This window comes from Chryseobacterium carnipullorum, from assembly GCF_900142785.1.
GTDB classification, from domain to species: Bacteria; Bacteroidota; Bacteroidia; order Flavobacteriales; family Weeksellaceae; genus Chryseobacterium; species Chryseobacterium carnipullorum.
Genome location: NZ_FRCD01000008.1, coordinates 85,017 through 110,302, shown reverse-complemented (window position 1 = coordinate 110,302; position 25,286 = coordinate 85,017). Strand labels below are relative to the sequence as shown.

26 protein-coding genes are annotated in these 25,286 nt (G+C 37.1%); 10 read left to right on the top strand and 16 right to left on the bottom strand.

All coding sequences use genetic code 11. The annotated features are described in order from the left end of the window. The first annotated feature begins 1 nt into the window (after window position 1). Complete coding sequence (locus tag BUC06_RS10720) at window positions 2-1,339, top strand: UDP-N-acetylmuramate--L-alanine ligase (RefSeq protein ID WP_073333607.1); 1,338 nt, start codon at window positions 2-4, stop codon at window positions 1,337-1,339. A 154-nt stretch (window positions 1,340-1,493) separates the two neighbouring features. Here the strand turns inward: BUC06_RS10720 and BUC06_RS10715 are convergent, their stop codons facing one another. The 8 genes from BUC06_RS10715 to BUC06_RS10680 form a co-directional block, all read right to left on the bottom strand. Continuing rightward, the gene (locus BUC06_RS10715) at window positions 1,494-1,817 is read right to left on the bottom strand and encodes a hypothetical protein (RefSeq protein WP_073333604.1); all 324 of its coding nucleotides are present in this window, start codon (window positions 1,815-1,817) and stop codon (window positions 1,494-1,496) included. Between the two features lie 32 nt (window positions 1,818-1,849). Beyond that, complete coding sequence (locus BUC06_RS10710) at window positions 1,850-2,194, bottom strand: hypothetical protein (RefSeq protein WP_317041432.1); 345 nt, start codon at window positions 2,192-2,194, stop codon at window positions 1,850-1,852. Window positions 2,195-2,430: 236 nt separating this feature from the next. Beyond that, on the bottom strand, window positions 2,431-6,567 hold the full coding sequence (locus tag BUC06_RS10705; RefSeq protein ID WP_073333599.1) for a lamin tail domain-containing protein: 4,137 nt from the start codon (window positions 6,565-6,567) through the stop codon (window positions 2,431-2,433). Window positions 6,568-6,687: 120 nt separating this feature from the next. Then, a complete protein-coding gene (locus BUC06_RS10700) occupies window positions 6,688-8,046 on the bottom strand; it encodes a hypothetical protein (RefSeq protein WP_073333596.1) in 1,359 nt (452 codons plus the stop codon). A 203-nt stretch (window positions 8,047-8,249) separates the two neighbouring features. Then, window positions 8,250-8,882 carry a hypothetical protein gene (locus BUC06_RS10695; protein ID WP_139263345.1) on the bottom strand — a complete coding sequence of 211 codons (633 nt, stop codon included), beginning with the start codon at window positions 8,880-8,882 and terminating at the stop codon, window positions 8,250-8,252. Window positions 8,883-9,247: 365 nt separating this feature from the next. Next, on the bottom strand, window positions 9,248-10,255 hold the full coding sequence (locus BUC06_RS10690; RefSeq protein WP_083564049.1) for a helix-turn-helix transcriptional regulator: 1,008 nt from the start codon (window positions 10,253-10,255) through the stop codon (window positions 9,248-9,250). A gap of 349 nt (window positions 10,256-10,604) precedes the next feature. Further along, on the bottom strand, window positions 10,605-11,660 hold the full coding sequence (locus BUC06_RS10685) for an NAD(P)H-dependent flavin oxidoreductase (RefSeq protein WP_073333589.1): 1,056 nt from the start codon (window positions 11,658-11,660) through the stop codon (window positions 10,605-10,607). A 122-nt stretch (window positions 11,661-11,782) separates the two neighbouring features. Continuing rightward, complete coding sequence (locus BUC06_RS10680) at window positions 11,783-12,658, bottom strand: aldo/keto reductase (RefSeq protein WP_073333585.1); 876 nt, start codon at window positions 12,656-12,658, stop codon at window positions 11,783-11,785. A gap of 264 nt (window positions 12,659-12,922) precedes the next feature. On the opposite strand from BUC06_RS10680, the gene BUC06_RS10675 reads away from it, so the two are divergent. Both BUC06_RS10675 and BUC06_RS10670 read left to right on the top strand, forming a co-directional pair. After that, window positions 12,923-13,357, top strand: coding sequence for a GNAT family N-acetyltransferase (locus BUC06_RS10675; RefSeq protein WP_073333582.1), 435 nt, complete (start codon window positions 12,923-12,925; stop codon window positions 13,355-13,357). Window positions 13,358-13,382: 25 nt separating this feature from the next. Next, complete coding sequence (locus BUC06_RS10670) at window positions 13,383-13,826, top strand: GNAT family N-acetyltransferase (RefSeq protein ID WP_228423696.1); 444 nt, start codon at window positions 13,383-13,385, stop codon at window positions 13,824-13,826. Here BUC06_RS10670 and BUC06_RS10665 read toward each other — a convergent pair. The 4 genes from BUC06_RS10665 to BUC06_RS10650 all read right to left on the bottom strand — a co-directional run bounded on the left by BUC06_RS10665 (window position 13,779) and on the right by BUC06_RS10650 (window position 17,795). Next, window positions 13,779-14,699 carry a LysR family transcriptional regulator gene (locus BUC06_RS10665; RefSeq protein ID WP_073333577.1) on the bottom strand — a complete coding sequence of 307 codons (921 nt, stop codon included), beginning with the start codon at window positions 14,697-14,699 and terminating at the stop codon, window positions 13,779-13,781. The genes BUC06_RS10670 and BUC06_RS10665 overlap by 48 nt on opposite strands. A gap of 44 nt (window positions 14,700-14,743) precedes the next feature. Next, window positions 14,744-15,865 (bottom strand): serine hydrolase domain-containing protein, encoded by a 1,122-nt coding sequence (locus tag BUC06_RS10660; RefSeq protein WP_073333575.1) that lies wholly within the window; start codon window positions 15,863-15,865, stop codon window positions 14,744-14,746. A gap of 22 nt (window positions 15,866-15,887) precedes the next feature. After that, window positions 15,888-16,826: an alpha/beta fold hydrolase gene (locus BUC06_RS10655; protein ID WP_083564048.1), complete on the bottom strand. Its 939-nt coding sequence runs from the start codon at window positions 16,824-16,826 to the stop codon at window positions 15,888-15,890. Between the two features lie 222 nt (window positions 16,827-17,048). After that, window positions 17,049-17,795 carry a metallophosphoesterase family protein gene (locus tag BUC06_RS10650; protein WP_073333841.1) on the bottom strand — a complete coding sequence of 249 codons (747 nt, stop codon included), beginning with the start codon at window positions 17,793-17,795 and terminating at the stop codon, window positions 17,049-17,051. A gap of 188 nt (window positions 17,796-17,983) precedes the next feature. On the opposite strand from BUC06_RS10650, the gene BUC06_RS10645 reads away from it, so the two are divergent. From BUC06_RS10645 to BUC06_RS10630, 4 genes are all read left to right on the top strand, one after another. Then, the gene (locus tag BUC06_RS10645; RefSeq protein WP_073333568.1) at window positions 17,984-18,598 is read left to right on the top strand and encodes an NAD(P)H-dependent oxidoreductase; all 615 of its coding nucleotides are present in this window, start codon (window positions 17,984-17,986) and stop codon (window positions 18,596-18,598) included. After that, window positions 18,598-18,885, top strand: a complete 288-nt coding sequence (locus BUC06_RS10640; RefSeq protein ID WP_073333565.1) for a putative quinol monooxygenase — start codon at window positions 18,598-18,600, stop codon at window positions 18,883-18,885. Before BUC06_RS10645 ends, BUC06_RS10640 begins: the two co-directional genes overlap by 1 nt. A gap of 79 nt (window positions 18,886-18,964) precedes the next feature. Beyond that, entirely contained in the window at window positions 18,965-19,639 is a 675-nt protein-coding gene (locus BUC06_RS10635; protein WP_073333839.1) for a type 1 glutamine amidotransferase domain-containing protein, read from the top strand. 257 nt (window positions 19,640-19,896) lie between these two features. Then, the gene (locus tag BUC06_RS10630; protein ID WP_073333562.1) at window positions 19,897-20,880 is read left to right on the top strand and encodes an aldo/keto reductase; all 984 of its coding nucleotides are present in this window, start codon (window positions 19,897-19,899) and stop codon (window positions 20,878-20,880) included. A gap of 100 nt (window positions 20,881-20,980) precedes the next feature. Here BUC06_RS10630 and BUC06_RS10625 read toward each other — a convergent pair whose 3' ends face one another. From BUC06_RS10625 to BUC06_RS10615, 3 genes are all read right to left on the bottom strand, one after another. After that, window positions 20,981-21,424 carry a carboxymuconolactone decarboxylase family protein gene (locus tag BUC06_RS10625; protein WP_073333559.1) on the bottom strand — a complete coding sequence of 148 codons (444 nt, stop codon included), beginning with the start codon at window positions 21,422-21,424 and terminating at the stop codon, window positions 20,981-20,983. Between the two features lie 7 nt (window positions 21,425-21,431). Further along, entirely contained in the window at window positions 21,432-21,860 is a 429-nt protein-coding gene (locus BUC06_RS10620) for a DoxX family membrane protein (protein WP_073333836.1), read from the bottom strand. 63 nt (window positions 21,861-21,923) lie between these two features. Next, window positions 21,924-22,496, bottom strand: a complete 573-nt coding sequence (locus BUC06_RS10615) for a Crp/Fnr family transcriptional regulator (protein ID WP_073333557.1) — start codon at window positions 22,494-22,496, stop codon at window positions 21,924-21,926. Window positions 22,497-22,562: 66 nt separating this feature from the next. On the opposite strand from BUC06_RS10615, the gene BUC06_RS10610 reads away from it, so the two are divergent. Then, window positions 22,563-22,952 (top strand): DUF1304 domain-containing protein, encoded by a 390-nt coding sequence (locus BUC06_RS10610; RefSeq protein WP_073333554.1) that lies wholly within the window; start codon window positions 22,563-22,565, stop codon window positions 22,950-22,952. 262 nt (window positions 22,953-23,214) lie between these two features. Here BUC06_RS10610 and BUC06_RS10600 read toward each other — a convergent pair whose 3' ends face one another. Further along, the gene (locus tag BUC06_RS10600; protein ID WP_073333834.1) at window positions 23,215-23,592 is read right to left on the bottom strand and encodes a winged helix-turn-helix transcriptional regulator; all 378 of its coding nucleotides are present in this window, start codon (window positions 23,590-23,592) and stop codon (window positions 23,215-23,217) included. 91 nt (window positions 23,593-23,683) lie between these two features. On the opposite strand from BUC06_RS10600, the gene BUC06_RS10595 reads away from it, so the two are divergent. Next, on the top strand, window positions 23,684-24,673 hold the full coding sequence (locus BUC06_RS10595) for an NADP-dependent oxidoreductase (RefSeq protein WP_073333549.1): 990 nt from the start codon (window positions 23,684-23,686) through the stop codon (window positions 24,671-24,673). Between the two features lie 3 nt (window positions 24,674-24,676). Then, window positions 24,677-25,153, top strand: a complete 477-nt coding sequence (locus BUC06_RS10590) for a cupin domain-containing protein (RefSeq protein ID WP_073333546.1) — start codon at window positions 24,677-24,679, stop codon at window positions 25,151-25,153. Window positions 25,154-25,286 lie beyond the last annotated feature (133 nt).

Sequence of the window (25,286 nt, the reverse complement as noted above, 5' to 3'; positions counted from 1 at the left end):
GTTGAAAACCCACTTCATTGCTATCGGCGGAAGCGCCATGCATAATCTTGCTATTGCGTTAAAAGATAAAGGATATCAGGTTACAGGTTCAGATGATGCTATTTTTGAACCCTCAAAATCCAGATTGGAAAAGAAAGGAATTCTGCCTCAGGAAATGGGCTGGTTCCCGGAAAAGATCACTTCGGATATTGATGCTATTATCCTTGGAATGCATGCACATCAGGACAATACTGAACTGGCAAGAGCAAAAGAGCTGGGTTTAAAAATTTATTCATATCCTGAATTTCTTTACGAACAGTCAAAAAACAAAACAAGGGTAGTAATCGCGGGTTCTCACGGTAAAACAACGATTACGTCAATGATTCTTCATGTTTTGAACTTTCACCAGAAAGAGGTAGATTTTATGGTGGGTGCACAGCTGGAAGGTTTCGACTGCATGGTAAAACTAACTGAGGACAACGACTTCATGGTCCTGGAAGGTGATGAGTACCTTTCCTCTCCTATCGATCTGCGTTCAAAGTTTCTTCTGTACCAACCGAATATCGCTTTAATGAGCGGTATCGCATGGGATCACATCAATGTATTCAAAACTTTTGATGATTATATTGATCAGTTCAGAAAATTTGTAGCAAGCATCACTCCCGGTGGTGTTCTGGTATACAATGAAGAAGATGCAGAAGTAGTAAAGGTAGTGGAAGCAGCTGAAAATTACTTCAGAAAAATTCCTTACAAAACTCCTGAATATGAGATCAGCAACGGAAAAGTTTATCTGAAAACTGAAATGGGAGATGTTCCTCTTTCTGTTTTTGGAGCCCATAACCTATTGAATATGGAAGGGGCAAGACATATATGCCGTCAGCTGGGAATTATGGATGAAGATTTCTACGAAGCGATTATGAGTTTCAAAGGTGCTTCCAAGCGTCTTGAAAAAGTGGAAAGAGAAGATCAGGGAACGCTTTATAAAGATTTTGCTCACGCCCCGAGTAAAGTGAAGGCGGCGGTAAAAGCTTTCTGTGAACAGTTTAAAAAGGAAAAGAAATATGGTTTTCTGGAACTCCATACCTATTCAAGTTTAAATCCTGCTTTTCTTGAACAGTACGACCACGCCATGGACGGTTTGGATGAAGCCATCGTTTTCTATTCTGAGGATGCTTTAAAAATTAAAAGAATGGATCCTATTTCTCCAGAACTGATCAAAGAGAAATTTAAAAATGAAGGATTAAGAGTATTGACCAATGCGGAAGAACTTCATGCGTATTGGGAAACTCTGGACAAAAAAAATGGGGTTTTCCTCATGATGAGTTCGGGTAACTTTGGCGGATTAGATTTAACGAAATAACAACGATAAACAAGCCTTTCAGATTTCTGAAAGGCTTGTTCTTTTCAATTATTTTCAAAGATTTATTTTATTTCAATCTTTGAATTCCATGATAACAAAAGTAGGACATACGCTTTTGTGTAGTATTCGATTTTCATTTTACAGATTGCTGACCTCAGGATTCAGCAAATATTCTTTTCCATTTCGCCACTGTATTTCTACTAAGTTTAAATACATTAGCCGTCTGCTGATTATTAAGCCTATTCGATATCTGATACTGTAAAATTTTTTTAATACTTTCTTCGTCATAGGAGCGCAGCCTTTGATTTAAAAAATCAGTTTCTTTATTTTGGTGATTAAAAATGATATTATTAATCTTGATCAGTTCAAGAGAGTTCTTGATTTCTTTTGAAAGTAAGTGAGCCCATTTTTCTTTTTTTTCAGGAAATTTTCTTTCAATGAGATCATTATAAATTTTATTATAGTTGGGTAAGCTCATATTTTATCATTTAGTTTTTGTGTTTTTTTTTCTTAGTATTTTGAATTGACCTGCTCCTGTTTAGCAATCCATTTGTATAAAGTAGTTTTTGGGATATTATATTCTTCAATAACCTGCTGCTTTGTTTTTTCTTCAGTATTAATTAATTCCAAAATAAAGTCTATGATTTCTTTTGCATAGATACGTTTCCTGAATACAGGAAGATGGCTTTCCTCATTCTTTGAAGGCATATTGGCAGCAGGAGAATACAATATTAAATGTTGTGAATAAAGCCTGAATAAATCATATTTCAAAAGTTTACTCCATCTTAATAGAATTTCAGAACTAAGATTTTCAAGGGTAAACATATTCAATATTTCTTCTTCAGATCGTTTCATAAAATTGCAAATGCGTAACATTTCTATTTGGTCCTCTTTTACTTTTTGCTGTATCAAATTTCCAATATGTATATTTTTAAAATTAATGCCCATGATGTAATTCTTTTTTAAAATAAATTGTATTCATAATAGTAAGTGATCTGGTCTTCAGACAATAAAACAAGCCCCCTTTTGGAGCTCTCTCCCATCATTTGTGTATATATTATTTAATCCGGGGGCCTGTTTTTTTAATTTGATTATTCTTTCATTACTTTATAGGTCTTTGTCTCTTTTTGTCCGGAAACATGAATCAGATAAATCCCTTTGCTCCAGGATGAGACATTCAGGCTACGATCTCCTTCGTTCAGAGATTTTGTTTCAATCAGCTGTCCGCCGGCTGTATAGACTGTGATCATAGCTTTTTCATTAAGACTGATAAACAGTACATCTTTTACAGGATTAGGATAAATTTTCACACTTTTTAAAGTGATATTTCCCTCTTCAGCTGCTTTTGAAGAACTCATTTTTGCCTTTGAAAATGTCAGTGATTGGGCTTCCCAATTTTCAGGCAGGGTATTATCAAGATCGGAAGCCATAAGTTTCAGATAATATTCCTGCCCATTGGCTTCCACCGGCCATGGGGAAACATTCATGTAAGAAACATAATCTACAATATTTCCTGAACTGTCTTTAAAAGTCATAGATTCTCCGGAATTGTTAAGACTGCCGCTGGTCCACTGGTATTTAGCATATTGATCAAATCCTGAAATCAATGACAGGTTTTTCGCAAGCATAATAGTTTGATTTTTTGCGATGAGTGTTCCTTGAGGGAAAGTATAATTCACAGCATCAGAAATACTATAACCTGAAATATCTAAATCTGCATTGCCAGGATTTGAAACTAATATAAATTCAGCATCTCCATTAGATAACGGTTTATAATTGATTCCTGTAATGAGAAATTGACCAGCCTGTTGTGCATCAACTTTTATTGCTTTTGAAACCAGCGGTCCCCAGTTATTGGTTACGAATGCACGTGTTGCAATAGTATAGCTTCCGGCAGGTAACGAAAATGTTCCGTTATATAAATGGGCATCTGAGGAAACAACCCCATCATTCCCCATTGGATCGGTTCCGTTTAAGGTATAATAAAGCGCTGTTCCGGAATTGGGATTATCTATTTGAATGGTATCCGTATCTGTTAAAATGTTTGGAGAAATAATACTCACCTGAGAAAGCGTATGTGCCATATTAAATTCAAGCCATTTTTTCAAAGTAAACCCTACTCTTTCAGGAACCTGAGCAAGAATACGAGGATAGTCTGTATTTTTCCACTGCTGGTAGACATTGCCCGTGTAGCCCATATAGGCGGCATCCAGTTTATACACTTTGTCCAGTTCGTTGACCGTTGCGGTGATTTTATTCTGCACATTCAATACAGACAATGGAGCTCCGTCTGCTCCGGAGAAAGTACCGGAAGCCGGACCAATATTCCTCAACACAGCATCTTTAACCAGCGTTTTAAATTCAAGATTTCCTGTAGAAATATTGGTATTTGAACCCATAAACTGGCCAAAAAGCTGGCCCGCACCATTTCTGCTGATGGTCCCCTGCCATTTAAATTTATAATTTCCGCCACCGCCAGCAAATCCTATTGGATTCAGTGCTATGGTAGATGATGAAGCAGTTAATCCTCCGAAAAAGGCTCCGTCCGTATCATTGATCATGAATTTGGCTTTCATGATATTAGCATCCGTATTATGAGTGATTGCCTCTGCTTCGTTTTCACAATCGATAAACATAAACATGATCTGGAATTTGATGAAATCATCGATATCGACAAGATTTTTAAACTGCTGAAAGTTCTTGGTCGTGGCGGCAGTTTTTATAGCATTCCATACCGCAGGACTTCCATCTCCTGTTTCTACAATACCGTTGGTAAAAGATCCATCCTGAAGAGTTATTTTAGTGTAATTGCTGTCATCATCGCCAAATAGTTCTTCAATATTCTTGGTTCCAAAATCATTGCGCAGCGTTTTTAATCCACGGTATCTGCCATTGATGAACAAATTGACATAACGGGTATCCAATGCATATTTCCCCATTTCCTTCTGCAGATTCATCGTTATTTTTTCACTGAAGCGCATATATCCAATGTTGAATACATTTCTTGTTGCATTGTCCTGGCCCTGTTTTAATTCGATATTGTGAATTTTTTCAGGAACCTCAAAAGCATCGCCGGGATAGTTGTCGAAGAAAGGGTAATTAGCTTTTTTCACCTTCGCATCAGAATTGAATTTGACGGTAAGATTAGGATTGTAGAAACCTAAACTTTCCTGTCCGAACTTCCTTGTCATGGAATTACTGAAAAAATTAGATCTTCCGCTGTATACGTTATTATCAATATACTCGAATGACCCTTCTACCCAGTTAGCACTCGGTTCTGTATTGGTAGAAACCGAAACAACAGGTATCTGAGCGATCGCCTGAGCATATTCTTCTGCTGTAATAGTAGACTTATATGACCATTGATTATACCCTACACTGGTGTTTTCATTCCCATAATTGTTTTGCAGGACATAAGTATGCGCCACAACCCCTGAATTACCTGTCGTGTTATAAGCATATACTTTAACAACAGATGATTTGCTTATAGTAATTGGGGCAGAATAAACCGAACCTATGGTTTCTGAAGGGTATTTCCCATCAAGTGTGTACTTAACGGTTGTCCCTGCAGGTGCAGAAATTGTCAAATCAAAACCTGACGGATAGATTCCTCTTTCCTTACTGAAAGCAAGATCCAATTTTTGTTTTCCATTGGAATTGGTTTCTTTGTAAGTCGGTACAATAAAGTTGACAAGGCTTCCTGCTCCATCCGGTAGTCTTCCTACAGACTGATTAAAAGGTAAACTTCCATACGTAAGTTCATTCTGAGAAATAATGTTTTCAGCCACTTTCCTGGAAAGATAAAGGGTCGCTCCGGAATTTTTGAGATCAAAATTCAGATGATGATTTCCTTCCGCCGGCTTTTTATCTGCCTGAAAAACAGCGTATCCATGAGCCGGAATAAAAATATTTTTAAGCTCATGCAATGTTTTGTCCGAATTTTTATTAGACAAATAAACGCCGCCTTTTATGTGCAGATTATCATTGCTGTTATTATACAATTCTATCCAGTCTTCACCTTGGGTAACGGTTCCCTGAGAAGACACTTCATTGATATAAAGCTGATCCATTAAAGCAGGATCAGTTACTGCTCCTTCAATAGATGCACCCAGCCCGTTATTTAAATATTCTACAACCAGCTTCGGGCGGTAATTGTCCCCCCCTTCATACGAGCGGGCCAGTGCTCCGCTATTCGTTCCCAATCCATTAAACTGAAAAGCAAGGCTACTTCCGGACTGCCATCCACTCAGCCTGTTTTCCTCAATAATATTTTTAAGATTAGGCGTACGGTTTTTGGTATTCCCTGAGGTCCAGGCTGTGGTTTCCCAATTAACTTTGTTAACAGAACGCTCTCTTGAAGTTATATTTTTAGCAGCAGTTGTATAAGCATTCGGGGTTCCGATTTCAGAATAAATATCCATATTTCCAGCCTGACTTGTTCCGTATGAGTAAAACTCGATATAGGCATCTGTAATTTGGGCATCTGCAGGAATCTGAACATTTTGGAATCGGACTGCATGCTGTTTCATATCCGATCTTCCACCAAGTATCAGGTAATCTGTTCCTAAATTAACCCCTCCAGATGTATTTTCCCATCCATCATCATTATTGGCAGTTACTACAGCTGATAAACTGCCCTGCATAGACCAGTAATCAATGACCAGCTTTGGTCTGTAATTAGTATTTGAGAAAGATCTTACCGTAAAGGCACCTTGCTCATTTCCCTGTAACCTAAATGCAAGATTCGCATTACTGATTCCATTGGGAAACATTTCCTGAAGAACACTTTTAAGATCCGGCGACTGATATTTCTGATTGGCAACACAGCCTGCGGTTGTCCATTCGGCAAACGTGGTAGTATAGTTTCTGGACTTTATATTCAGTCCTGTAGTGGCCGCAGTAGATAAAGGATAAACCAAAGAACTTCCTGTTTCCCCCGTAATTTTTATAACTGTTGGGGTACTGCTTGGTTCATCACCATAGAATATTAGATAGGCATTATTGATGACGGCATCTGAAGGTAATGAAACCCCTTCAAATCTTAAATAGGTTTCCTGAGAAATGGTACCTTCTTTCCCTGAAAGCTCCAAATCGGAACTTCCGAAATCTACCGTATGATTTGCCCTTACTTCTACATCGTTATTTTGGGCAGAAACCTCCATCTGAAAAATGTTTTGGGCAGATAGCGCGAAGGGAAGAAATATTGCTGATATTAGAATTTTTTTCATTTTATTTTTTTATTTATAAAAAGAGCTGCCTGTTTTGAAGGCAGCTCAAAATTTACAGGAGCATAGCCCATTTGTTATGATAATTCCATATTTTATCGTCAGATATGGGAGATCATTGATTTAATATACCGGGGCTTCTTTTATGAAATAGGCAAAGACATCACACAAAACTCTTGCAAAATTTTGCTTCGGTCCTGTTGAAGTTGCCGGACCATCTCCGAATTTATCTCCAAACATGATTATATTTCGGGTAAGATCTATTACTCCTCCTCTTCTTGTCCCTACATTGATAAAATTGGTCCCTTGACTTGTGGAAATCTGTCCGGCATTACCGCCGTCATACCCTATATTTAATCCAGAAGAGATATTAAATGGCTGTCCTGTACTGAAGATCTGTGGGAGACTATTTACATTTGTATTCAATATACCATCTGTAGTACTTCCATTTTCTACATAAAATTTCAGTACATCTGCCAGACCTGATTCACTTACAGAGTCTGCATAATTGATGATAAAACCTCCAGTAGATTCATTCCATTCTTTGATAACGTTAGCAAAACCAGCACTGATGCCGTTATTGGCACCAACAGTAATCCCCGAAGCACCTTCCAATGCATCCTCTAATGCTGCCAAACTATTCAAACTGACATTTACAATCTGAATATCTGCTGTTCCGGAATAAGAGAGAGCAGAATTAGACGCCCCAATGGTATTTATTCCGGTTAACCACTGATATACCAATCCTGATGAATTAGTCCCTGTAACTAGTGATGATCCGTCAGAACCAGACACATTTACTATTTTCATAGTAGCACCTGCTCTGTTAATAAATGAAACAGGAACATTGTTACAGATAATCCCTGACGAGCCAGCTGCTGTGGGAGATACCGTTACAGAATAATTGAAAACTCCACCTGCTGGAGTTGCCGTGATAGCTGTAGGATAAAGGTTTACCGTTTGAGGCCCTAAATTCACAAAAGTCCCTTGAGCTGTGAATGTAACACCATTAACCGTATTTGTGGTATATGAATAACTTCCCAGTTGGGTTACCTTCACCGGCACCTCAATATGAACGGTCTGTACACTAAGAGGTTTGTCCGTCACATATTTACCCACAACTTTTATAGAATTACAGTCAATAAATTCTACAAGTCCCTGCTTTTCACCACAAAGCGCAGTCCAGCTTCCCGTTCCCGTTCCGGAATTCCAATTCCAGACATTGTAACAGCTGGTACTGGTGTTGTAGATGGTTAAACCATTTTCAGCGGCACCAGGTGCAATTGTAGCTCTTTCAGCTGTGGTATACCGTTGTATAATAAGTCCGTTAAATCGGTCCGGTGCAGCAGTACTTGAAGGGTCATTCCTTTCAGATACGTGTAAACCGGATTTCGGATTAGGTTTTGAAGTATTGATACCTACCTGCCCAAAAATCAATGAGCTGGTCATAAGTGCGAAAAATGCAATAAAATGTTTCATCATAATGTTTTTTTAATTGATCATATAAATTACCTGGCATCGCAGTGACAGGTTTTTTGTGAATTTTAAAAATGTACAGATCTTTTCAGTATGGATGTTATTTTCTGATAGGATGATTTGCAGCAATAAGTACAGATCTATGGATCTTATGACACCTCATCCATATTCTCTACTGAATCCTGTACTTTCTGGTAAAGTTTTAGTATTTACATTATCAGGAAGGGAGGCGGCCTTACTTTTTGATTATCAATAAGTAAACTATAAATAAATACAATAGCATATTCTTTTTCTAATGACTTTTCCAACGAAAAATCCTTTAGAATATTAAAATTTAAAAGCACAGTTACCGCTGTTTTTATATTGATATTACTGAAAGGAAATACAGCGGTATGATTACCATGGTTACTTGCAGTAAAATACTCACTGGAGTTTGGCGGTAAGACATATTCAGCGGAAGAAGCCTTCTTTTCAGCAGGATGAATTGGAGAATGAAATTCCAGTCTACCGGCAGATAGTTTCTTTGCAGAGTTCTTATTTAAACTTAGTTTGGTATTCATCGTGTCGCTTTTTTGCTGCACGATGGAGTGAGAATCACTAATATAAATTATACCATAGACTTTTGCCTTATCATCAATAAAAACAACAGCATTCTTATCATCACACCATGTAGAAGAAGAGTCTCTTTCTCTATGCAATAATGTTCCCGTATTCACGTGCAGAGAACCCTCTTTATCCATTAATGTCTGTGTATAGAATGCTGTAAAACAAAAAAATAAACAAAAAATTCCCAGACACTTTCCGATGACAGGAAAGTATCCGGGAAAAAAAATTTTCATCATTTGTTTTTGTGTCATTGCCTGATAGGAAACCTTTCAAAAATGAGGGCTTTATTTTTTCGAAAGGTTTCGTTTATTTTGAAATTAATTTTTCTAACGAAAGAGTCATCACCTTCCATCTTTTAATGAAAATAGAAGGGCGTGAAATACTTTTACAGGTATAGACTATCTACCCTATATCAAGAATTCCTGTCAGTTGATACAATGGATGCGTGTATTATTTTGAAGATTCATCATTTGGTGGTGTGTTTTTTTATCATTGCAAAATTGTTTCTAATTCATTTTTTTTGCAACAAAAACCACCCTCATCAACACTCGCAAGGGTAAAAACTCACGAAATTGAGATATAAAAAAATAAGGGAAAACTCTTAAATACTTAAAATCCACTGAGTTATTTCTATATCAGAAGGGATATTCAATTTTTTCCTTAATCTGTACTTTTTACTTTCCACAGACTTGATCGTTGTATTCGTATAGGTTGCTATCTGCTTGGTATCCAGATTTAATCTCATCATCGCACACAAATGCTGATCCGATAAAATGAGTTTGGATCCGATATGATCCAGTCTGGAAAAGAAATCCGGGAAAAAAAATTGAAACTTATCTAAGAAAAAAGGATCATCTTTTTGGGCGAGCTTCATAATCTCATTGATGTTCTCTTCTGTGAGATTATTGGCTATGAACTGATTTTTGAGCAATCTTTCGTTTTCTGTCTGTAAGGACTTTATAGTATTGATATTTACTTCGTTTTCAGTACAAAGCATAAAAACAATGGATCTTTTACGCTCTATAAAGTAATAGTCAGCTACAAAAACCAATAAACTAAAGGTCACATTTAAAATCATCAACTTTTTTTCATATCCGTTACAAATAATCATTGAATTTGGTTCAACCAATCGAAAGTCATAGACAATTGTGATGTACAAGCTCGCGAGGATAAAACAAGCTATAAAATAAACAACATTCCTGTCTTTTTTAATCTCGAAAAAAAATGCCAAGGCAGAGAGAAGGGGAAAATAAAACAAAAAAACTCCGCTTTCCTGCCCGCAATATGAAGAGTAGTAGGTAATGACAAGACACAAAAAGATAAAAACAAAGAATAAAATTTCTTTATTCTTCCTGTACTCTTTTAAAAGCATTAATAATAGCCATAAAAAGGAAATGCAGCCTAAAAAAATGCTGTCTATCGTTATTTCTAAAAATAAAATAATAGAAATACTGTGAAAAAAGAAAATAAAGAACAGTAATACCAAATGCTGGTTGATGAGTACTGTAAAGTTTTTTTCAAATTCGTTCGCATTTTCATTGATTCCCCATGACGAAATGTAGTTTAATAATTGAGAAATTTTTGGAATAGTTTTTTTTATCAAAGACATAGTGTTTAGCATTAATACCTACCTGCCCAAAAATCGTAAGTTGTAATCACTGATACCTTTATGATACAATTTTTATTTTTTTTAGGTAAGATTTAATAAGACGGCAAAGATATTCTTATTGACTTTAAGTATAAATAAAAAGCGCACTCATGAATACTCACGAGTGTAATACCCTCAATATAAATAAGTAATACACCTGTATACTTAAAGTAGGCTGCTAAGATTATACTTAACAGGATTTTTTATTTTTTTTTGTTCCTGGTTCTTTATTATCTTAATAGCTCATACTCGTCTTCATGCCATCAAATGAAATTGCTTAGACCTAAAAGTCAACAACGGGAAAGAAGAGTTATTCTACCTCAAGAATAAGATTTTTAAGAATATCCTCTGTCGAAAGACTGCTGTAATTATGGATGGACTGCCCCACCCAAATACTTACAAAATCTGCGTTATTCAAGGCTTTAGAAACCCGTCTAAGTTCACCGGTCAGCTTATTTTGATAAGGATATGGCAAAATAAAGTCTGATTTTTCAAGAGTCTGGATGTATTTATTTGTAATTCCTCTGGCAAAACGTCCCGAAAAGCTTCTTGTCAGGACAATTTCTTTTTCGGTTACATTTTTAAGCCTTTCTTTTTCAAACGGTAGCAATCCGCTTTCCTGCGATGCAAGAAGAATACTTCCAACCTGAAATCCCTGAGCCCCAAGTTCTTTTGCGGCTTTTAAAGTCTTTCCATTATATATTCCTCCGGCATAGATGAGTGGAATTTTAACCTGATCATACACCTCAGACAGTAAAGCTATTCCACCGATAAGCGGAATATGTTCAGCATCAAAAGTTCCTCTGTGTCCGCCTGCTTCAATTCCCTGTACACAAATCAGATCAATTCCCGATTTCTCCAAATCCAATGCTTCTTCCACAGAAGTACAGGTGCCGATAAGAATTACTTCTTTTTCTTTCAGTTTTTGAATGCTTTGATCATCCAGATTTCCAAAAGTAAAACTGAGAATTTTACATCCTTCTTCAATTATCGCATCTATCTGTTCATGATAACTGTTTACCTTAATATCTTGAAGATCCGGAAGCGTAACTTCCATATTATTATCTTTTGCCAGCTTTGTTAACAATTGTTTGGCTTTAGCATATTGTTCTTTCAAAGCATCAGTTATTTCAGGAATATGATGAGCAAAAATATTGACAGCAAAGGGTTGATCAGTCATTTCTTTGGTCTTCCTGATAAGTTTTACGGACTGATCCCCTGAAAGATCGGCTAATGCAAGGGATCCCAAGGCCCCTGCTTTTGCAGCGGCTGCAGCCATCTGAGGTGTACTTACTCCAAACATAGGCGCTTGAATTACGGGATATTTTATTTGCAAAATTTTACTGATGGTGTCCGGCCAAAACATAACAATTATTTTATTTAAAATTAAAAAAAGTCTCCTGCAGATTAAACTTATTGAACAGATAATTGTATTAAAAATCTGTCAGAGCCGTTTAATCTACAGGAGAAAAATATGAAGATATACTCTTAAATATCTGCTACAACTTTAAGCATTTTCTCTTCCCATTCAGGATCTTTGGGATCGAAAAACAGCCTTTTTCCTGTATCTAATGAGCGAATAGCATTCATTTCCTCTTCACCCAGTTCAAAATCAAAAACATTGAAATTTTCTTCAATTCTGGAAGGCGTCACCGATTTTGGAATCACAACAAATCCTTCCTGAAGATGCCATCTTAAAATGACCTGAGCTACTGTTTTATTATATTTTGTAGCAATTGATTTTAACTGGGAATTGTTCAGAAGATCTGCATTTCCGTTTCCAAGCGGGCTCCATGGCTGGGTGATGATATTATTTTCTTTGTTGTACACCTGAAGTTGTTTCTGCTGGAAAACAGGGTGCAGTTCGATCTGGTTGATCACCGGAAGTACCGATGCATTAGCTTTTAATTCTTCTAATTTCTCTACCGTAAAATTACAAACCCCGATCGCTTTGATCTTTCCTCCAGTGTAAAGCTCTTCCAAAGCTTTCCAGCTCCCAAGGAAATCCCCGTAAGGCCAATGGATCAGGTACATATCCAGATAACTCATCTGCAGTCTTTCCAGTGTTTTCAGAAATGCCTTTTTTGTCTGTTCGTAGCCGTGGTCCTGAACCCATACTTTTGACGTGATAAAAAGCTCATCTCTGCTCACTCCACTATCTTTCACGGCCTGGCCTACTGCTGTTTCATTCTGATAAATAGCAGCGGTATCGATCATTTTGTATCCGGTGTGAATCGCTTTTACTACTGCCCTTTCACATTCATTCAGGTTTTCCATCTGCCAGACTCCAAATCCTAAAGCCGGAATGTCCACTCCGTTATTTAATGTCACTACAGGCTGCCCTGTATATGTTTTGTTTTGCATAATTTTTTAATTTCAATTTTAATATTATTGTATAGCCTAACAAATTTGCGATAAAAAAATGGCATTTGTACTTACCATTTTTACTGTTTTCAAAGATTCAGATACTGTTGGTAAGTGTTTTTTACTACCCGTCTTTTTGCTTCGCAAAAATCCACCACTTCAAAGAAGGGGAATTGCTAATTGTCTAAAATATACATCTTTCTAACCTCTAACTTTTTGTTTATAAAATCAAATTTTTCCTATTTTTGCAGAAACCTCAAAATAATGTCACACCCCATCCGATTGGCGCTGGCTGAAGATTATCCTAGAATTATGGAGATCTGGGAATCTGCAGTAAAGGCCACTCATCATTTCCTCGCTGAAGAAGATTTCATCTATTTCAAAAAAGTAATTCCACAAGATTATCTTCCTGATCTGGAAGTGTATTTAATTATGGAAAACGGGATTGCTGAAGGTTTTGCGGCTGTAGCTGAAGGTCATCTGGAGATGCTTTTCATCCATAATGATGTACGGGGAAAAGGATTGGGCAGAACTTTATATAAATTTATGAAGGATACAACAGGTTTGACAAAAGTAGATGTCAATGAACAGAATCCTCAGGCCATTGGGTTTTATGAAAAAATGGGGTTCAGACAAACCGGAAGATCAGAAAAAGACGGTTCAGGGAAAGACTACCCCATCATTCATATGAGTCTCTAGCATGGAAAAGTTCACTTTAAAAAAGATGGACCCGGATTCAGATATTCCTTATCAGTTACTTCTTCTCGCTGATGAAACCATTGAGGCGATCAATCAATATATTTTTGACTCCGATATTTATCTTTTATCCGATGCTATTCAGGATATTGCCGTGATGGCATTGTACCAAAACAGCAGTACCGAACTGGAGATCAAAAACATGGCAGTCATTGGAAGTTATAGAAGCCAGGGAATCGGGAGTGTTCTTATTGATAAAACTAAAGAAATTGCCAAAGAAAACGGCTATACAATTTTGACTGTAGGAACTTCTGACACAGGATTCCAGCAGATTAAATTCTATGAAAAGAACGGTTTCCTCAAAAAGGGAGTGCGTAAAAATTTTTTTATAGAAAATTACACAGTCCCTATTTATGAAAACGGATTACAAATGCGCGACATGGTCATTCTTGCTCATGACCTTTCGGAATAATCCTTTGATGTGCTCAATTTCTGAGTGATAATTTGTTTTTTTTCTGCATCCGAAATACAGTGTATTTTCCAATTTTTTCTCCCCTTCCCAGATGAGTTTCAGGTCTCCGTTCTCTATTTCATTTTTACAGAGAAAATCCGGAACCACGGCAAGTCCGGTTCCGCCTTTCAGACAACGAATGATGGAGTTTAGATTCGGAACAATATAATTAGGCCGGAAATTCGGTTTATGTCCGAAGTTCATGATCCAGAACTGAAACAGGTGTTCCATATCGCCAGTGGTTCCATACCATTTTTCCTGTTTCAGCCAATCCTCAATATGCTCTGTTCCTTTAGTTGTAACAATTTTTTGAAAACTCTCCGTATCTACATTTTTTCCGCCAACCAGAATAATCTGTTCAGAAGAAAATGCTTCATGTTCAATATTGGGAGAAGCTCCTTTTTTCGGGGTAATAATCAGATCCAGAATCCCTTTATCCAGCTGGTCCAGCATTTCCGGATACTGTCCGAAGCTGATGATCAGGTTAAAAGGTAATGTGGAAACATATTGTTCCAAAGTCGTCTGAAATGTTTCAAAACACATTCCCACACTGATCGTCGGCGTTAGTTTTTCTGTGGATTTCTGAAAGTTTTTCTCCACATCTTCCAGCTTGGAAAGCGGTTCAGATACGGCATTGAATAAGACCTTTCCTCTTTCAGTCGGCATCATTTTCCTACCAGTCCTGTCAAATAATTTATAGCCTACATAAGCTTCCAGCGAGCTTAAATGAAGACTTACTCCGGGCTGCGAAATAAACAGGGAATCTGCAGCACCCGTCAGTGTTCCGGTTTTATATATCGCTTTAAAAGTGCGGTACCATTCTAGATTGACCATAACTTTAATTATTAATATTCTGATACAAAGTTATGGAATAATTATTATAATGATATACCTCCAAATATTTCATCGAGTACACTCTGCATATCCTTTGCTGTATTTACGCCACTTTGGTTGGTTATAATAAAAACGCCAAGATTATATTTTGGTATGATGTAGATAAAGCATTGTGCACGAAATACGCCGCCATGATGCTTATACAAAGTTCCCAATTTTTCATCCGTAATGACTCTCCACGTATATCCTGAACTGAACGTATCATCAATTTTAACCAAAGGCTTATGCGATTCTGCTATTTCAGGAGTATTTTTTAATTGATACTTTATGTATTCCATCATGTCCGGAAGCGTTGTTTTCACGTTACCTGATGACCCCCAAAGTGATGACATTAATTCAGGAGCTATGGCATTATAATCACAATGATATCCTACGGCAAGATGGGCTTCTTCTTTTTTTGATAAATTAATCTTCGTATGCTTCATTTGAAGGTTATCAGCAAAATATTCTTTTAATATCACTTCAAACTTTTCATGATATACTTTTTCCAAAACAGCACTTAAAAGTTCAATGCCGGCATTTGAATAGGAAAATTGATGTCCCGGTACTGCATCAAGTTTTACGGTGTGCAGGTCTCTTAAAAAATCTTTTTGTTTATAGTTTTTCAATATGTTATTGGTATTCTCAGGTGCTTTTTCATTAGTGAAATCATTCAGTACCGCATTTGCTTCCAAAGGAAGCATTTTAGGTAAGCCACTTGTGTGAGTCACCAAATCCTTTATAAGAACGGGATGACCGTTGAATGACAGGTTAGGATAATCTTCAGATAAATATTTCTGAACAGAGTCTTCAAGCTTTAATTTTTTATCCAAAACAGCTTTCGCCACTAATGTTCCGGTTAAAGTTTTACCCAGGGAACCGATCTCATAGATGGTTTCATTATTCGGCAGGTTGGATTTTCCTTTTTCCAATTCACCATAATGCCCAATGTATTCCTGCCCCTGGTAAACGATTCCAATCGATACCGCATTGATCAATGGTTTTTCAACCATTTTCTGAGCAGCATGGTCCACTATAGGTTTAAGGTTCATCTTTTCTTTTACTGACTTTTGCCCTAAACAAAATACCGACAGCAATGACAGGGTAAAAAGAATTGTTTTCTTCATGGTTTCTAAGTTTTGGTCTGAATTAATAATCTAATGTTTTGATGATTCTGTTTTGAAATAATTCCGGTTCATCTTTATGGATCTGATGTCCTGAATTTTCAAACAAGAACAGATCTTTCTTCGGAGCTTTTACCTGCTCAAAATATCCTTTTGTAATGACAGTAGAAGTTTGAACATCGTTTTTACCTACGAAAAAATAAATCGGGCACTCTACTTTTTTCAAGGTTTTTGGCAGATCAATTTTCATGACTTCTTTCCACGCTGGCGACCAGGTTTTAGACCATTGAAGAAAACCTTTTTTGAAATCATCACCGGTTACGTATTTTTTACCATCTTTATAAAAAAGCCATTTTCTAAGATAAAACAGGTCTTCGTCATTGGTAAAGGGAATATGTACACTCCCCAGTTCTCTGGTGGCAACAGCATCTTCTTTAAAATGAACTTTCAAAATCGTAAGCAATTCTTTTTCACTGGTTAACTGGCTGATGACAGGATTTACCGCAAAATAAGCATGTAAGAGCTCCGGATGATTTCTAACAATATAAAATCCTAAAGCATTTCCCCATGAACTTCCTAATAAATATATTTTTTTCTGCTTCAACTGCTTTCTAAGAATCTGAATTACTTCGTAGGTATCTTTTCCCATTAAGTCAACGGATGGTTGTACTGGCGAAGGATTCAGTTCCAAAGTTTTCCCTGCATCTCTCTGATCCCATTGGACAATAGTAAATTTGTTTTTTAAAATACCGGTAAAAGAGTCCGCATTTTTCATCATGGAGCTTCCGGGACCACCAGATAAAAAGAGAAGTATCGGTTTACCGGAATCATCTGTTTTAATTTCTATCGCTTGTTTGATCCCTCCAATTTCCGGTGTGATAATCGTATCAATTTTTATTTTCTGTACCTGTGCTAAAGAAAATACGGATAGGAGTAAAAAAATAAAGAGGTTGGTCTTTTTCATGATTTCTAAATTTTAATGTGACGTTAATAATCTTATGCAAATATGCTTCGGAGAATTTTCAAAAAAGTCTCAATAAAAAAAGTCGAACGCATTTTACGAATAAAATACGTTCGACCATTTACAAACAGAAGTACGGATAATTACAAAAATTTAAAAATCAAATATTTACACTCATTAAAAAACTCCGCTTATTGATTTACAAGTAAGATAAATGAAATCATTTTAGACTATGGAAATCTTTTCATTTCTTAAAAAAGAAGCATAATAGTTGGGAATGTCACTTTCTTCAATGCCACGAACGGCTTGTTCAATGGGATAATCTATCTGAACAATCTCAGGAATAATCTCTTCCTGGCTCATCGTTAGGATCACATAGGAAGCCAACCGGTTTTCTTCCTTGGACCGCCCCACAGAACCGCAATTGACTGCCCATTTTTTATTTTCAAAAGACTTTTTGAATGACAAATGGGTGTGTCCCATCACAACGATATCGGATTGAGATTCTTCCAGCATATTCACAAAAACCTCATCATCTTCGGCCTCGTACAGATACGTATCATTACTGGACAGACTGGAATGGACAAGTTGAATATTCCAGTGCCTATTCCCTATTTTATAGTTTAATTTTAAATGAAAAGGAAGTTGTGATAAAAACTTTTTATTTTCTTCCGTCATATTCCTTTTAGAATGATCAATAGCAATGAATCTCGCTTTGGTTTCTTCTTCCGAATGCTTGTATAATGGAACAACAGGGATATCAAAAGCAATTCTTTCGTCATGGTTTCCCATCAGACAGGAAACATTTAAATCTCTTATTTTTTCGATGACTTCATTTCCCCACGGAGCAAAATCCACCAGATCTCCAAGACAAAACTTCTGTCGGATTCCTCTCCTCTCTATATCTTCAAGCACTGCATTCAGTGCAGGAAGATTTCCATGCACATCACTAAAAATCGCAATTTGTATCATATTCATTCAATTGACTGAAACAAATTTACAGGAGAACTCTCACAATATGACCACTGATGCGTATGATATTTCACATCAATGATAAAATCAAAACTATCATTATTCTGATAATTAGTTATTATTTATGCTATTTTTATAATACATCACAGCCAACTAACTTTGCATCATAAAATTTAAACAATCATAAAATGAAAAAAGTATTGATCATCAACGGAGGACAAAATTTCGGACATTCCGGAGGGAAATATAATAATACGATCGCTGAAAATACACTGGAAGTACTTAAAAAATTCGGCAATATAGAAGTAAAGACAACACAGGTTTCAGAAGGCTTCGACAAAGATGAAGAGGTAAAAAAGTTCGTTTGGGCAGATGTTATCATCTACCATACACCGATCTGGTGGTTTCAGCTTCCAAACGGTTTTAAGAAATATATTGACGAGGTTTTCACAGCCGGACACGCCAAAGGAATTTATATGAGTGACGGAAGAAATGCAGAAAATCCTGCCATAAACTACGGAACGGGAGGAATGCTTGGCGGAAGAAAATATATGGTCACTACCAGCTGGAACGCTCCAGAAACAGCATTTACACTTCCCGGAGAATTCTTCAATGAAACCAGCGTAGATAACGGACCTTTATTTGGTTTTCATAGAATGAACGCCTTTGTTTCTCTAGAAAAAATGGATAGTTTTCACTTTCATGACGTAGAAAAAAACGCCAATATAGAGCGTGATATGAAACTTTACAGAGAGCATCTTGAACGTGTTTTTGCACAGGAATTAAAACCACAACCAGCCTGATGAAAATTTATCTTACCGCCGTTATCAAAGCCAAAGAAGAATACAGAGCAGAAGTTCTGGAAATTCTTCAGAATATGGTATCAGAAACCACAAAAGAAGATGCAAACGAACGGTATAGCCTTCATCAGGGAATTGAAGACAAAAACCATTTTGTCTTCTACGAAATCTGGAAAAGTGAAGAAGGACTGGCTCAGCATAATCAGCAGCCGTACATTCAGGCTTTCGGAGCTATTGTTGACGAAAAATTACAGGAAAAACCACAAATTTATACCTCCCACATTCTTTAATATGAAAAAACTGGCATTTTTATTATTAACCTTATTTACCATAGGATTTATTCAGGCACAAAACCAAAAATCTAACCGTATGAAAAAGAAAATTTTATTTGTCGTGACCAGTCATGATAAAAAAGGAAACACAGGTGAAGATACCGGATATTATCTGGGTGAAGTTTCCCATCCGTGGGAAGTTCTTCACAAAGCAGGATATGAAATTGATTTTGTAAGCCCGAAAGGCGGAACACCACCAGTAGACGGATTCGACTTAAAAGATCCTGTGAACAAAGAGTTCTGGGAAAATAAAGAATACAAAAACAAAATCGATCATTCTTTACAGCCTTCTCAGGTAAATCCAAATCATTACAGCGCGATCTTCTACGCCGGAGGTCATGGTGCGATGTGGGATTTCGCAGACAATACTGAATTGGCAGACATCGCTTCAAAAGTGTATGAAAACGGAGGTATTGTAGCAGCGGTATGTCATGGTCCGGCAGGTCTTGTCAATATTAAGCTGAACAACGGAAAATATCTGGTAGATGGCAAAAAGATCAATGCCTTCACCAATGAGGAAGAAGCTGAAGTACAATTAACGAATGTCGTCCCTTTCCTTCTGGAAGATCAACTTAAAGAAAGAGGAGCACAATTTGAAAAATCAGGACGTTGGCAGAATCATGTGGTAAGCGACCAAAGAGTCATTACAGGACAGAATCCTCAGTCTGCAAAAAGTGTAGGGGAAGCTATTTTGAAGGAACTTAATCAATAATCAAATTTATTTAACCACAAAAGGCACAAAAGTTTTTAGCACTTAGGTTATTATAAGTTTAAAGGCTTGGTGTATAAAGAATACCTCCTAAGTTCCGTGAAAATCTTTGATTTTAATAATGACAAAAATTTGTCGCCCCAGAATCCCCCTCCCTTGGAGAAGTGGCGAAAATTCGAAAAATTTTTGACGGGGTGGTTCGGAGTAGTTCAAAAAACAATGTCTTTTGCGGTTTAAAATACTAAATAAATAATCAAAAAATGGAATACAGAAAATTAGGAAATACGGAACTGGAACTCTCTGCAATTACTCACGGGGCATTTGCTATCGGAGGAAATATGTGGGGCGGGAATGCAAAACAGGATTCCATCAATTCAATTCATGCTTCTTTAGATCACGGGGTAACTTCTATTGATACAGCACCTTTTTATGGTTTCGGACTCAGTGAAGAAATGATCGGAGAAGCGATTAAAGGAAAAGACCGTTCCAAAATTCAGTTATTAACCAAATTCGGTTTGGTATGGGACGGCAGCAATAACGGAAAAGGTGAATTTTTCTTCGATGCAGAAGATGAAGGCAAAACATTTCCTGTCTATAAATATGCTTCGAAAGCTAACATCATCAAAGAAGTGGAAGAAAGTTTAAAAAGACTGGGAACCGATTATATCGATCTTTTACAGCTGCACTGGCCGGACAGCACCACTCCTATCAGCGAAACGATGGAAGCGATGGAACTTCTGATCCAGCAGGGGAAAGTTCTTGCAGCGGGTGTAAGTAATTATACAGTTCCACAGATGCAGGAAGGCAACAGAACGATGCACTTAGCCAGCAATCAGGTTTCTTACAGCATGCTGAATCGTAGTATTGAAAATGATCTCGTTCCTTATTCTTTGGAAAATAATTCAGGAATTATCGTTTACAGTCCCATGGAAAGAGGTCTTTTAACCGGTAAATATTTCAAAGAAGATCAATTAAAAGAAAATGATCACAGAAGCGGTTATTTCTCTCAGTTTGATTTAAATAAAGTAAAAAATTTCTTAGAAAAAATAGAGCCTGTTGCCCAGGAAAAAGGAGCTTCCCTTTCACAGCTGGTATTGAGATGGACAACTTTGCAGCCGGCGATTACAGTAGTTTTGGCAGGAGCCAGAAATGCACAGCAGGCAATTGAAAATGCCAAAGCAATGGATATTGATCTTTCAAAGGATGAATTGAACTTCATTACTGCTGAATTGTCACAAGTTTAATATCAGATGATTGGTCATTGAAAACCAGGTGAAACAACCTGCATAGACAAAATAGCCTTCAAAATGAGGGCTATTTTTAGTCAATAACTTTAACAGAAAATTACTTGGCAATCGGTAAGTGCGTACTTACTGCAATTCTGTTCCATGCATTGATGGTGACAATCGCCATGATGATCTGTGCAATCTGTGCATCATCAAAATACTGTTTTGCCTTTTGGAAAGTTTCCTCTGAAAGACCGTTATGGCTGATCAGCGTAATCTCTTCTGTCATCGCTAAAAGCACCTGTTCTTCTTCGCTGAACAGCTCTTTTGCTTCCCTCCACCCTTCAAGAATGAAAATTCTCTGCGTTGTTTCTCCATATTTCAGAGCATCCTGGGTATGCATATCAAGACAGAAAGCACATTTATTGATTTGTGAAGCTCTGATCTTGATTAATTCTTTTTGAATAGGGGTTAATGAAATCGTCTGAAGGTATCCTTCCAATCCCATCATTGCTTTGTAAGCAGCTGAATCTACAGTGGCAATATTTAATCTTGCACTCATAATAGTATTATTTATTGGTTAAATGATCGATACTAAAAAAATATTTCGGCTGAACAGCCAGTAAAAATGCTCCGGCACTTCCTACCCAGACAGAATAATCCAGAGGAGCCTTAATTCCTAAAGCCAAAGTCATAAACAAAGCAAAGACCAGCAGAAGAAACCCTGATCCGTACGCTCCAATCCTGGTTTTCCAGCCCAGAAGCAGCATCAAAGGAAAAAGTATTTCGAAAAAAGTAGCGGTATAAGCGGAAAATACACTGAACCCTTCCGGAAGAAAAAAAGTAAGTTTTCTGGTGTAAATTTCAAAGTTCTCCCAATTTCCCCAGGCAGAATTTTTACCCCAAAAACCGAACCGGTCTGCCACTGCAGAAAGCATGGTCACAGCAATGGCAAGTCTTAAAAATAATTGTGGAAGATGAACATTTTTTTCTGTCATGATATTGGCTTTTAATAACATGACAAATCTCCGACTTATGGATGATAAAAATCTTAAACTGGTTTAAGATCGTAATTTCGCCCTGATTTCACTCAGGTATTCGGGAGTAAGATTTAAAAAAGATGCAATCAGATATTGGGGAATTCTCTGGATAAACCACGGATATAAAGTACTGAAATGAACATACAGTTCTTCTCTGGACATTTCATAGAGATAACGGATCCTTCTTTCTGAAGCAGCATAAGCCCTTTGATAAATCATTCTGAAATACCGTTCCATGATCAGATGTTTCTGCAACAAAAGTTCCTGCTGTTGAAGATCAATAACAAGAACCGTAGAACGCTCAACGGCCTGGATACAAAAATCTGATTGGGTCTGTCTTTCATAGGCGAAAGTATCTGTGATCCACCAGTTTTCTATCGCAAATTCTGTGGTCTGCTCCGTTCCTTTCTCATTCACAAAAAACTTCCTCAAACAGCCCGCAGAAACAAAAAACATCGATCTGCAGATCTCCCCCTGAAGCATCAGACTCTGTTTTTTTTTCACTTCGATCTCCCTGAAAAAAGAAAATATAGAAACATATTCTTCATCAGTGACCGTAATAAATTTATTTAAATGCGCCTTAAAAGTATCCATCTTTGCAATTGATTAACCAAACTTAACTTTATTTTTTTAGTTTTACAATCTTAAAAACATTAAATAATGGAACTTATTGCTAAAATCCTGATTGCCATCGTTGCACTGGAACACCTCTACATCTTATGGATGGAAATGTTTGCCTGGGAAACCAAGGGAAAAGAAGTATTTAAAGCGGCATTGCCTGCTGAAATGTTTAAGCCCACCAAAGGTCTTGCTGCCAACCAGGGGCTTTATAATGGTTTTCTCGCTGCCGGATTGATCTGGTCATTCCTGATTGAAGATCCCAAATGGCAAACCAATGTCGCTCTGTTTTTTCTGGGTTGTGTAGCTATTGCGGGAATTTATGGTGCTATTTCAGCGACCAAGAAGATATTTTTCGTACAGGCATTGCCAGCGATATTAGCGATCATTGCGGTCGTATTGAGTAATTTTTCTCATCTTATGCAGAGATAATATTATTCATTAACGCAAAGGGACAAATTTCTTTCCAATTCGACTGATGTAAAGCGCAAATCCGATATCTCCGATAAAATTGAATACGATAGTCATTGCAAGGAATGAAGCAATCTCAGAAAAAGATAGATTTGAGATTGCTTTACCTAAAGGTTCGCAATAACATTGGATTTCCCACAGATTATGCGGATAAAACAGATTTTTTCTTGTTGTGGAAAATGTATACTGCAAAAAAATCTTTCAATTTTTAAATTTTTCAATACTACCCCATCGACTCCCTGATCTTCTCCCGATGAATAATTCCCCAATTCACCAGAGTTTCCGTTACCGGAAAAACTGACTTTCCGTATTCTGTCACAGCATAAGTTACAGTAATAGGTTTTGTATCCTGAATTGTTCTTGTGATGAGAAGATTCATTTCCAGTTCTTTCAGTTCTTTGCTGAGCATTTTAGCTGAAATTCCGGTAATACCCCGTTGCAGCTTTTTGAAATGAATCTGCTGATCTGTTCTGTTCGTGAGATACCGAATAATCATCAGTTTCCATTTTCCTCCCAAAACATCCAGACTGTCACGCATAGCAAATAGCTCTTCCGTACAGTTGGCTTCTCTTTCTATTCCGTTTTCTATGATTTTCGCCATAATAGTTTCATTAAGGTAACCGGTTACCAATAGTTAACTGGTAGCAAATATAAACTATTCTCTTTTTACATTTGTCTATCAAATTACTCTTATGAAAGCCATTGTATTAAATGAAAAATTCCAACTCGGAGAGGCTGAGATAGAAAAACCTGAACCGAAAAGTCATGAAGTTTTAATTCAAATCAAAGCCAGTGGTTTTAACCCTATTGATTATCAGATGATGGAGAACGAACTGGAACGGAAACTTCTCAAATCACCTGTTTTAGGCCGGGAAATTTCGGGAGTTGTTGTTGAAAAAGGTGCAGATGCCCACCAGTTCAATATTGGAGACGAGGTATATTGTGGAAGTGGATCTATGGGAAGCAACGGTTCTTACGCTGAATATATTGCTGTTCCCGAAGCTATTGTTGCTTTAAAACCTAAAAACAGTTCTTTTGAACAGGCCGCTTGCATTCCATCAGCCGGACTTACCGCATTACAGATTTTTAACCGTTTAAAACTGAACCACGATGATTCTGTTCTGGTTACCGGAGCAGCAGGTGGCGTTGGTTCTTTTGTCATCAAATTATTAATGGCTAATCATTTTCAGAAAATTACAGCAACTGTCGGAAGTGAAGAAAACAGACAGAGCCTTCTTGGATTAGGATTAAAAAGTGATCAGATCATCAATTATAAAGAGGAAAATCTCACCAAAAATCTTTTAAAAGCTAACGATGAACAGCTTTTCGACTTCGGAATTGATCTGGTTGGAAATTATATGTCTGAAATCACGGCGGATGTTTTAAAAATCAATGGCATGTATGCAGATGTTACCGCACTGGTCACAAAAGATGCCCACGAAACCCTTTTCAACAAAGGAACCGTGATCATGAATATCTCCAATTATTCCTACAGCATGAATAAAGACTATCACTATTACAAAGGAAGCCTCGAGGAACTTTCGAGACTTATTGAGAACGAAACCATCAGTCCGCCTAATTATAAAACGATTGGAAATCTTTCTCTGGACACGGTTTTAAAGGCTCATTCCATACTTAAAAACAATCAGACTCAAGGTCATAAACTCATCATGAAACATTAAACTATGAATACAATACCCAGACGTATCGTCACAGGAATTAAAAACGGAAAATCTGTTATCATAGAAGATCAACAGACAGAAAATGTAGTAGAACATCTTGCGGGCCTGATTATTTCGGATATCTGGAATACTCAGAAAATGCCGGCAGGACTGGACCTTGAAACCCGAATTCCTAACACAGGATTTCCACAGACCCCTAAAAACGGAACTTATTTCCGTTACGTGGTTATTCCACCGGATAAAGACCTCGGCGTTGAATTTAAAGCAGGAGAACCTCATCCCATGATGCACCAGACGCAAACCCTGGATTACATTGTTATTCTTTCAGGAAAACTCCATCTGATCATGGAAGACGGAGAAACGCTTCTTCAACCCGGAGATATTGTCATTCAAAGAGGTACCAATCATGCCTGGAGTAACCGGTCGGATGAGCCGTGTATTCAGCTCGCTGTACTGATTGATGCGGAAATTCAGATTTAAAAATTGAAGAATTGAAAGATTGAAAGATTTTTCCGGAGTATACATTTTCCACAACAGTAAAAAATCTGTGTCATCTGTATCATCTGCAGGAAACCATGTGTCATTGCGAACCTTTGGTGAATCAATCTCAACA

Coding starts and splice junctions, on each gene's coding strand:
- BUC06_RS10715 (WP_073333604.1), bottom strand. CDS start 1,817: ATGAGCTTACCCAACTATAATAAAATTTATAATGATCTCATTGAAAGA.
- BUC06_RS10710 (WP_317041432.1), bottom strand. CDS start 2,194: ATGAAACGATCTGAAGAAGAAATATTGAATATGTTTACCCTTGAAAAT.
- BUC06_RS10705 (WP_073333599.1), bottom strand. CDS start 6,567: ATGAAAAAAATTCTAATATCAGCAATATTTCTTCCCTTCGCGCTATCT.
- BUC06_RS10700 (WP_073333596.1), bottom strand. CDS start 8,046: ATGATGAAACATTTTATTGCATTTTTCGCACTTATGACCAGCTCATTG.
- BUC06_RS10695 (WP_139263345.1), bottom strand. CDS start 8,882: ATGATGAAAATTTTTTTTCCCGGATACTTTCCTGTCATCGGAAAGTGT.
- BUC06_RS10690 (WP_083564049.1), bottom strand. CDS start 10,255: ATGTCTTTGATAAAAAAAACTATTCCAAAAATTTCTCAATTATTAAAC.
- BUC06_RS10685 (WP_073333589.1), bottom strand. CDS start 11,660: ATGTTTTGGCCGGACACCATCAGTAAAATTTTGCAAATAAAATATCCC.
- BUC06_RS10680 (WP_073333585.1), bottom strand. CDS start 12,658: ATGCAAAACAAAACATATACAGGGCAGCCTGTAGTGACATTAAATAAC.
- BUC06_RS10675 (WP_073333582.1), top strand. CDS start 12,923: ATGTCACACCCCATCCGATTGGCGCTGGCTGAAGATTATCCTAGAATT.
- BUC06_RS10670 (WP_228423696.1), top strand. CDS start 13,383: ATGGACCCGGATTCAGATATTCCTTATCAGTTACTTCTTCTCGCTGAT.
- BUC06_RS10665 (WP_073333577.1), bottom strand. CDS start 14,699: ATGGTCAATCTAGAATGGTACCGCACTTTTAAAGCGATATATAAAACC.
- BUC06_RS10660 (WP_073333575.1), bottom strand. CDS start 15,865: ATGAAGAAAACAATTCTTTTTACCCTGTCATTGCTGTCGGTATTTTGT.
- BUC06_RS10655 (WP_083564048.1), bottom strand. CDS start 16,826: ATGAAAAAGACCAACCTCTTTATTTTTTTACTCCTATCCGTATTTTCT.
- BUC06_RS10650 (WP_073333841.1), bottom strand. CDS start 17,795: ATGATACAAATTGCGATTTTTAGTGATGTGCATGGAAATCTTCCTGCA.
- BUC06_RS10645 (WP_073333568.1), top strand. CDS start 17,984: ATGAAAAAAGTATTGATCATCAACGGAGGACAAAATTTCGGACATTCC.
- BUC06_RS10640 (WP_073333565.1), top strand. CDS start 18,598: ATGAAAATTTATCTTACCGCCGTTATCAAAGCCAAAGAAGAATACAGA.
- BUC06_RS10635 (WP_073333839.1), top strand. CDS start 18,965: ATGAAAAAGAAAATTTTATTTGTCGTGACCAGTCATGATAAAAAAGGA.
- BUC06_RS10630 (WP_073333562.1), top strand. CDS start 19,897: ATGGAATACAGAAAATTAGGAAATACGGAACTGGAACTCTCTGCAATT.
- BUC06_RS10625 (WP_073333559.1), bottom strand. CDS start 21,424: ATGAGTGCAAGATTAAATATTGCCACTGTAGATTCAGCTGCTTACAAA.
- BUC06_RS10620 (WP_073333836.1), bottom strand. CDS start 21,860: ATGACAGAAAAAAATGTTCATCTTCCACAATTATTTTTAAGACTTGCC.
- BUC06_RS10615 (WP_073333557.1), bottom strand. CDS start 22,496: ATGGATACTTTTAAGGCGCATTTAAATAAATTTATTACGGTCACTGAT.
- BUC06_RS10610 (WP_073333554.1), top strand. CDS start 22,563: ATGGAACTTATTGCTAAAATCCTGATTGCCATCGTTGCACTGGAACAC.
- BUC06_RS10600 (WP_073333834.1), bottom strand. CDS start 23,592: ATGGCGAAAATCATAGAAAACGGAATAGAAAGAGAAGCCAACTGTACG.
- BUC06_RS10595 (WP_073333549.1), top strand. CDS start 23,684: ATGAAAGCCATTGTATTAAATGAAAAATTCCAACTCGGAGAGGCTGAG.
- BUC06_RS10590 (WP_073333546.1), top strand. CDS start 24,677: ATGAATACAATACCCAGACGTATCGTCACAGGAATTAAAAACGGAAAA.